The 7,460-nt window shown below is 63.5% G+C and carries 8 protein-coding genes; 7 read left to right on the top strand and 1 reads right to left on the bottom strand.

The window, feature by feature from the left end; all coding sequences use genetic code 11:
* The 6 genes from alr to tsaD all read left to right on the top strand — a co-directional run.
* Window positions 1-1,182, top strand: a 1,182-nt coding sequence (gene alr / locus A2J01_RS06060; protein WP_269455288.1) for an alanine racemase, incomplete at its 5' end; no start/stop codon positions are given.
* On the top strand, window positions 1,179-2,231 hold the full coding sequence (locus A2J01_RS06055) for an alpha/beta fold hydrolase (RefSeq protein ID WP_003940782.1): 1,053 nt from the start codon (window positions 1,179-1,181) through the stop codon (window positions 2,229-2,231). The genes alr and A2J01_RS06055, both read left to right, overlap by 4 nt.
* Window positions 2,221-2,712 (top strand): tRNA (adenosine(37)-N6)-threonylcarbamoyltransferase complex ATPase subunit type 1 TsaE, encoded by a 492-nt coding sequence (gene tsaE / locus A2J01_RS06050; RefSeq protein ID WP_003940673.1) that lies wholly within the window; start codon window positions 2,221-2,223, stop codon window positions 2,710-2,712. Before A2J01_RS06055 ends, tsaE begins: the two co-directional genes overlap by 11 nt.
* Before the next feature lie 107 nt (window positions 2,713-2,819).
* Entirely contained in the window at window positions 2,820-3,503 is a 684-nt protein-coding gene (gene tsaB, locus A2J01_RS06045; protein WP_064112314.1) for a tRNA (adenosine(37)-N6)-threonylcarbamoyltransferase complex dimerization subunit type 1 TsaB, read from the top strand.
* 10 nt (window positions 3,504-3,513) lie between these two features.
* A complete protein-coding gene (rimI, locus tag A2J01_RS06040; protein ID WP_050655860.1) occupies window positions 3,514-4,008 on the top strand; it encodes a ribosomal protein S18-alanine N-acetyltransferase in 495 nt (164 codons plus the stop codon).
* Window positions 4,005-5,042, top strand: a complete 1,038-nt coding sequence (tsaD, locus tag A2J01_RS06035) for a tRNA (adenosine(37)-N6)-threonylcarbamoyltransferase complex transferase subunit TsaD (RefSeq protein WP_054827677.1) — start codon at window positions 4,005-4,007, stop codon at window positions 5,040-5,042. Before rimI ends, tsaD begins: the two co-directional genes overlap by 4 nt.
* An 18-nt stretch (window positions 5,043-5,060) precedes the next feature.
* On the opposite strand, the gene A2J01_RS06030 is transcribed toward tsaD, so the two are convergent.
* Window positions 5,061-6,650, bottom strand: a complete 1,590-nt coding sequence (locus tag A2J01_RS06030; RefSeq protein ID WP_064112313.1) for an Hsp70 family protein — start codon at window positions 6,648-6,650, stop codon at window positions 5,061-5,063.
* Window positions 6,651-6,811: 161 nt separating this feature from the next.
* Here A2J01_RS06030 and A2J01_RS06025 point away from each other — a divergent pair, with 161 nt between their 5' ends.
* Window positions 6,812-7,372 carry a potassium channel family protein gene (locus A2J01_RS06025; protein ID WP_007728612.1) on the top strand — a complete coding sequence of 187 codons (561 nt, stop codon included), beginning with the start codon at window positions 6,812-6,814 and terminating at the stop codon, window positions 7,370-7,372.
* The last annotated feature ends 88 nt before the right edge of the window (window positions 7,373-7,460 follow it).

The raw sequence follows: 7,460 nt of genomic DNA, 5'->3' as shown, positions 1-7,460 counted from the left end.
GCACCGAAGGAGCCTGCGGAGGGGAAGGCGAGCCGACTCGACGACGCAGTAGGGCCGCAGACGGAGGCAGTCGTCGATCTGGACGCGATCGCGCACAACGTGCGTGTTCTGCGTGAATTTGCCGGGGATGCAGCGTTGATGGCGGTCATCAAGGCGGACGGATACAACCACGGCGCAGTTGCGGTGGCGCGGACGGCGCTCTCGGCGGGAGCCCGGGAACTCGGCGTCACCACCATCGCGGAGGCACTGGTCCTTCGCGAGGCAGGCATCACCGCTCCCGTTCTTGCCTGGCTGCACGGCGTCGACGCCGATTTCGCCTCGGCGATCCGATCGGACGTCGAGATCGGCGTGTCCTCCCCGCGACACCTGGCCGCTGTCGTCGACGCGGCACGGGTTCTGGGACAAAAGGCGATGGTGACGCTCAAGGTGGACACCGGTCTCAATCGCAACGGCGTATCGAGAACCGAGTGGCCGCAGATGCTCGACGACCTCGCCACTGCGCGGGACGAGGGCACGATCAGGCTGCGCGGAGTGTTCTCTCACCTCGCGCACTCGGACGAACCGCATCACGACGTCATCGACATGCAGAAGCAGCGTTTGATCGACGCGGTTGCCGACGTCCGCGCTCGCGGATTCGACCCCGAAGTCGTTCATCTTTCCAACTCCGCTGCTACAGTCACCCGTCCTGACCTGCGGTTTGACATGGTTCGGCCCGGAATCGCGATATATGGATTGTCTCCGGTGCCCGAACTCGGAGATTTCGGTTTACGACCGGCGATGACGCTGCGAGCGAAGGTGATTCTGGTGAAGAAGGTAGCCGCCGGAGAGGGCGTCTCCTACGGGCATCAGTGGGTCGCACCGCACGACACCACTCTTGCGCTGCTTCCCGTCGGCTACGCCGACGGTTTGTCTCGCTCACTGAGTGGCAAGTTCGAAGTGCAGTTGGGCGGTAAGCGTCGCCAGGCTGTCGGGCGAATCTGCATGGACCAGGTATTGGTGGACCTGGGTCCGGACGGTGACGGAGTTCGCGAAGGCGACACCGCGATCTTCTTCGGCAACGGCGATCACGGCGAACCCAACGCGCAGGCCTGGGCCGACGTACTCGACACCATTCACTACGAGGTCGTGACCGGGATACGTGGACGCACTGTGCGTACGTACATCGGGGGAGAGACGTCATGAAGACTGCAGGAAAGATGAGCATTCTCGGTGGCCTGCTCAGCGCCGTGGCGCTCGGCTCGATGGCCGGCGTGAACGCATTCAAGACCGCGACGCGTCCGGGCCGGGAAATCTACGCGGACGAGGATTTCGACCTCATGACGCGCGACCGCAAGAGCACGGTGCGCACCGAGGACGGTGTCGAGCTGGCAGTTCGCGAAGTGGGACCGGACGACGCTCCGCTGACGGTCGTTTTCGTGCACGGATACTGCCTGAGTGCGCTGTCCTGGCATTTCCAGCGCCGCCAGCTCGAAGAGCGATGGGGCAACAAGGTTCGCATGGTGTTCTACGACCAGCGCGGACACGGAGACTCGGGCATGCCGCGTTCGAAGAGTTGTACGGTTTCTCAGCTCGGCCGCGACCTCGCGACCGTCGTCGAGGCCAAGGTACCCAAGGGGCCGATAGTTCTCGTCGGTCACTCGATGGGCGGCATGACGGTACTCGCGCTCGCCGGTCAGCGACCCGAATGGTTCGAGGGCCGAGTCATCGGCGTGGGGCTGGTCGCGACGACGGCGGCAGGCCTGGCCGAGACCGGCCTGACCCGCAATCTGCAGAATCCGATCATCGACGGATTCCGGTTGGCAGTGCGCACCTCACCAGGAGTAGTTCAGCATGCCCGGGGCGCTGCGCGAGTATTGATCACGCCGATCCTGCGTGCGGCCTCGTACGGCACCGATGTCAGCCCACGGCTGCATGAACTCTCGGACGGCATGCTCGACCGCACCTCGGTTGTGACCATCGTCAATTTCCTGCGGACGTTGGAACTGCACGACGAGTCCGCTTCTCTCGAGGTCCTCGCGCACACACCGGCAGTCGTGATCTGCGGCGATCAAGACATGATGATTCCGTTCATCAGCTCCAAGCGTCTCGCTGCCGATCTCCCCGAGTCCGAACTCGTGCGAGTTCACGGGGCCGGCCATCTGGTGCAGCTCGAGTTCCCGGCGATCGTGACGGACGCAATCGACAAGTTGGTGCAGCGAGCGCAGGTAGAAGAGCGGTCCGATGTCGGCTGAGAACTCCACGGGACTTCCCGTGTCCGGACAGATCACGTTGGAAACGGCCGAGGATACCGAGGCTTTCGGCCGACGCTTGGCGGCGGGACTTGTTGCCGGCGACCTGGTGGTGCTGGACGGTCCACTCGGGGCAGGCAAGACCGCGTTGACGCGCGGAATCGGCGCCGGGCTCGGGGTGCAGGGCCGGGTGACGTCCCCGACGTTCGTCATCGCTCGTGAGCATCGTCCGGGCACCCGCCCTGGCGGCGGAGTTCCCGTCGGCATGATCCACGTCGACGCATACCGGCTGGGAGACAGCGGACCGCATGCGCTCGACGAACTCGATGCCCTCGACCTCGACACCGACCTCACCGATGCAGTGGTGGTGGTCGAATGGGGTGGTGACGTCGTGGAAAGGCTCGTCGAACGGCACCTGCGAGTGCAGCTTCATCGGGAACCCGAATCGGATGTGCGGACTGCGAGTTGGTCCTGGACGTCGTGAAAGGGAGTTTGGTGTCACAGACGTCGTGAAAGGGCGTTTCGTGTCACAGACGTCGTGACCCTCCCGGGCCGGAAGTAGTTCTTCACGTGCGGGTACCCTGAGAAATCGTGCTTGTTATCGCAATTGACACCTCCACTCCGGCAGTCACTGCCGGAGTCGTCTCCCTGTCGGCTTCGTCGCCGGACCCAGTGTCACCGGACGCAGAGTCACCGGACACAGTGGAGACGCTTGCCGTGCGTGTCACGGTCAATCCTCGTGCGCACGCCGAGGTCTTGACCCCTCACGTCCTCGAATGCCTCGCCGAGGCAGGGCTCACACCGGCCGACTTGAACGCCGTCGTCGTGGGTGTCGGGCCAGGGCCGTACACCGGACTGCGTGTCGGCATGGCGACGGGCGCTGCCTTCGGTGACGCACTCGGTGTTCCCGTGTACGGCGTGTGCAGCCTCGATGCGATCGCGGCTGCGGTACCGACCACACCGAGCCTGCTCGTCGTGACTGACGCGAGGCGTCGCGAGCTCTACTGGGCGCGCTATGACGGCGGAGTGCGCGTCGAAGGACCGGCTGTGAATTCCGCCGGCGACGTCGATCCTTCGCCTTCGACGCTGATTGCCGGATCCGCTTCGCACGTGGACTTCTTCGATCTACCCGTCGACCCGGCGGAGACACCTTCACCGGCCGGGTTGGTGACAGTCGCTGCTCGCGAGATCCTGTCCGGCTCGGTTCCGGCCCCGCTGGAGCCGCTGTACCTCCGACGCCCGGACGCGAAGACCCTTGCAGAACGTGGCAAGTGAGACAGAGCAGATGAAGTACAGCATCGAGCCGATGAACGTCGATGACACCGAACGGTGCGCGGAGTTGGAGCGCGCGTTGTTCGCAGGCGACGGACCCTGGAGCGCACAAGCGTTCGTCTCGGAACTTGCAGGCGCACATAATCATTACTTCGTTGCCCGGGAGCCTGACGGTCACGTCCTCGGCTACGCCGGAGTCGCATTGTTGGGGGCGTCGCCGAACATGGAGGCCGAGGTTCACACCATCGGTACAGATCCCTCGGCTCAGCGACTCGGAATCGGCGGCGCGTTGCTCGATGCGCTTCTGACTCTGGCGGATTCACGGCAGTGCCCGGTGTTCCTGGAAGTGCGCACCGACAACGAACCTGCCATCGCGCTGTACCGGCGCGAAGGATTCGAGATCGTCGGAACACGAAAGAAGTACTACCAGCCCAGTGGGGCAGATGCGTACACGATGAGACGGCCTGCCGTGCTCGGTGTCCGCGAAATTGAGGAGCAGCAAGCATGATCGTCATGGGTGTCGAAAGTTCTTGCGACGAAACAGGTGTCGGTATCGTCCGCTGGAACGGTGACGGAACCTGCGAGCTGTTGGCCGACGAGGTGGCATCGAGCGTGGATCAGCACGCCAGGTACGGGGGAGTGGTTCCCGAAGTGGCCTCGCGGGCTCACCTCGAGGCGATCGTGCCGACGATGCGCCGTGCCCTTGCTGCCGCCGGTATCGAGAAGCCCGACGCGCTGGCCGTCACCATCGGACCCGGACTGGCCGGCGCGCTGCTGGTCGGTGTAGCCGCAGCGAAAGCCTATGCGGCAGCATGGAACATCCCGTTCTATGCGGTCAATCATCTCGGCGGTCACGTCTCGGTGGACACTCTCGAGCACGGTCCGTTGCCCTCGTGCGTCGCATTGTTGGTCTCCGGCGGTCACACACACCTGCTTCACGTCGAAGATCTGGGCAAGCCCATTGTCGAACTGGGCACGACTGTCGACGACGCCGCCGGCGAGGCCTTCGACAAGGTGGCCAGACTGCTCGGACTCGGCTTTCCCGGTGGACCGGCACTCGATGCTGCTGCGCAAGAGGGAGATCCGAACGCAATCGCCTTCCCTCGCGGCATGACGGGGCCGCGCGATTCGCGGCACGACTTCTCGTTCTCGGGACTCAAGACGTCCGTCGCGCGCTATGTCGAATCGAAAGAGCGCGCAGGCGAGACCTTTTCGATCCCGGACATCGCTGCCTCGTTCCAGGAAGCGGTTGCAGACGTCCTGACGATGAAGGCAGTGCGTGCAGCCAAGGACGTCGGGGTCGACACGTTGGTTCTCGGCGGCGGCGCCACGGCCAATTCGCGCATCCGCTCACTCGCCGAGCAGCGCTGCGCCGAAGCAGGCATCACGTTGCGCATTCCGAAACCTCGACTGTGCACGGACAACGGCGTGATGATCGCATCGTTGGCCGCTCACCTGATCGGAAACGGCGCAGGCCCTTCGGAATTGAGTGTTGCGACGGACCCGGGGCTGTCGGTCTCCGTCAGCCAGCTGATGCACTGAAAATCGGCCGACTGAGAATCAGCCGACCGGGGCCGGTTCCCGATCCGGTGTGGTCGCGGGACCGTTTTCGGGCATCGAGGTATTCGGTTCACCGGGCTTCGTCGTCGGATCACCACCACCAGGGGTAGTGATTTCGGTTTCGGTGGAACCGGATCCAGGAGTCTCCGGCGTCGTCGGGTTCTCGCCGCCGCTCTCACCCGGGCCGAGACCGCCGCCGGGGTTTGCCTCGGTCGGATCGACCGGGGGCGTCGCCTCGGTGTCCGGCATCGTCGGCCACCACGCCGGTGGATCGGGCAGCGTGATTCCGGGAATGGTCGGCCAATTCGGAGTGGTCGTTGTCGTGGTCGGCGGCGTGGTTGTCGTCGAGGTGTCCGGGATCGGCGCAGGCGGAAGTGTGTACTGATGCGTTGTGTACGAGTGCGTGTCGTAAGGCTGCGAGTCGAACGGGGTGGTGGGATACCCGTACCGAGGATACGTGCTGCCGGCTACCGAAGGCAGAGGATCATGAGACGGAATGATCGTCGATCCGGTGCTCGGTGTCGCTTCGGGGCTCACCGTCGTCGTGGTCGACCCCGTTCCGACGGGCGAGACCGCGGTGTCGTCGGTCGGCACCAATTCCTTTGCGCCGTAACCGAGTACCAGTCCGCCGACCACGAGCGCACCGATCAACGCTCCCGATACCTTGGCGGTGGATCCGGAGCGCTGGTCACTTCCGGAGCCCAGCAGCGGGAAACGAATTGCGGTGATCGAATCTGCCAGGAGTGCAGCACCTTTGGTTGCCGCAGTCTCGGGCTCGACGATCTCGACCATGGGGACGTCGACGGCAGCGGCGACGGCGGACCGCACGGCCGGAATATGTGCGCCACCGCCGATGAGTACAACGGCACCGACGGGCCGCGGTGAGCCCTTCACGACTTCACGGATGAAGGTGACGGCGCGCTCGATATCCGGGGCGATGATGGCCTCGAACTCGTCGCGCGTGATCGCCATCGCGTCGATCGGAAGGTCGACGGTCACCTTGGTGGACGTGGACAGTTGCTCTTTGGCGACATGGCACCGGGCGGCAAGAAGTTCCGCGTCGGTGTACCGGCGCAAGTGCCCTGGCGCCTTCTCCGTCACGAAGTCGACCAATGCCCGGTCGATTCCGGCCCCTGCGAGGGCGTCGATACGGTCGGAGTGCAGAACTTCACCGGTGTGGTCGACGACGGACACCGTCAGACCTTGATCACCGACGTCCACCTGAGCTGTCGTGTCGTACCGCTCGGTTTTCCCTGTCTCGGCGAGATACGCGTGTACGGCGGCAGGCTCGGGGATTGCACGGACCTGCTTCGGCGAGCGCGAAAGAGATGACCTGATGCTCGCGAGTTGATCGTCCGTGCGATAGCTGACACCGATCGAGCGCGGCGCTTCAGATCCGTCCGTTACCTGCGTCGTCATCAGCTTGATGGATGCTCTGACAAGGTCACCGACGTTGGAATTGGCCTGATCCGCCGAGACGAAGCGAGTCTCGGCAGGCACGGCGCCTGGCGCGTTTGTGCTGGTATCGGTGTCGACGAGTGCTGAATAGACACCGGAAGATCCAGTGGAAATTCCCAGTGAACAACTCATCGCACACCTCCTCACAGTCAATACCGGTCAATGTTCAATCGACCGCCGTTATATGAACGTTACAGAAGGTTCGTGAGGATTGCTCAGTGCTTTTCGTCTCCGTGACGTCCTTTTCGGACCGAAAGGGTGGTTTTACCTGCGAAATTGTCGATCATTGATTCATGCGGAAAAAAGGCGATTCTCCCCACATCGACCGGGAACGACGACGCGCGCTGATCCGTGGTGCAGTGCTTCGACCCACGCTGACGGTGATCGCCTTCGGATGCGCGTATTTCTTTCTGCCGTGGATCGATGTACATACCGCCAGTGCAATCTTCCTCTTGATCGGTGGAGGCGCCGCGGTACTTGCCGTGACCACCTGGCAGGTGTGGCGAATTCTGCGTTCCGATGTGCCATCTCTGCAGGCGGTCGAAGCTGTGGCGGTGGTGATGCCGACGTACTTGTTGTTGGTGTCCATCACCTATTTTTCGGTCGAGCATGCAAGCCCTGGCAGTTTCACCGAACCGCTGTCGCGTATGGCGGCGCTGTACTTTTCGTTGTCCGTCTTCTCGACAGTCGGATTCGGTGACATCGCCGCGCAGACGGACCTTGCCCGGGGGCTCGTGAGCCTTCAGATCGTCTGCAATCTGGTGTTGATCGGATTCGGCGTTCGATTCGTCGTTGCCGCAGTGTCGTGGGCGAAAGCGCACCGCTCGCCTTCGAGCGGACCTGAAATCACCTAGGACACTGCGGCAATCGGAGTCATCGTCCGGTGTGGACCAACAATTCGACGTTCTGGTCGACGCCGGTACCCGTCAGCTTCGGGTCGCG

Source organism: Rhodococcus sp. EPR-134, assembly GCF_001647205.1.
GTDB lineage: Bacteria > Actinomycetota > Actinomycetes > Mycobacteriales > Mycobacteriaceae > Rhodococcus_F > Rhodococcus_F qingshengii.
The sequence above is the reverse complement of the archived record's forward strand: the minus strand, read 5'-3'. Positions and strand labels throughout refer to the sequence as shown.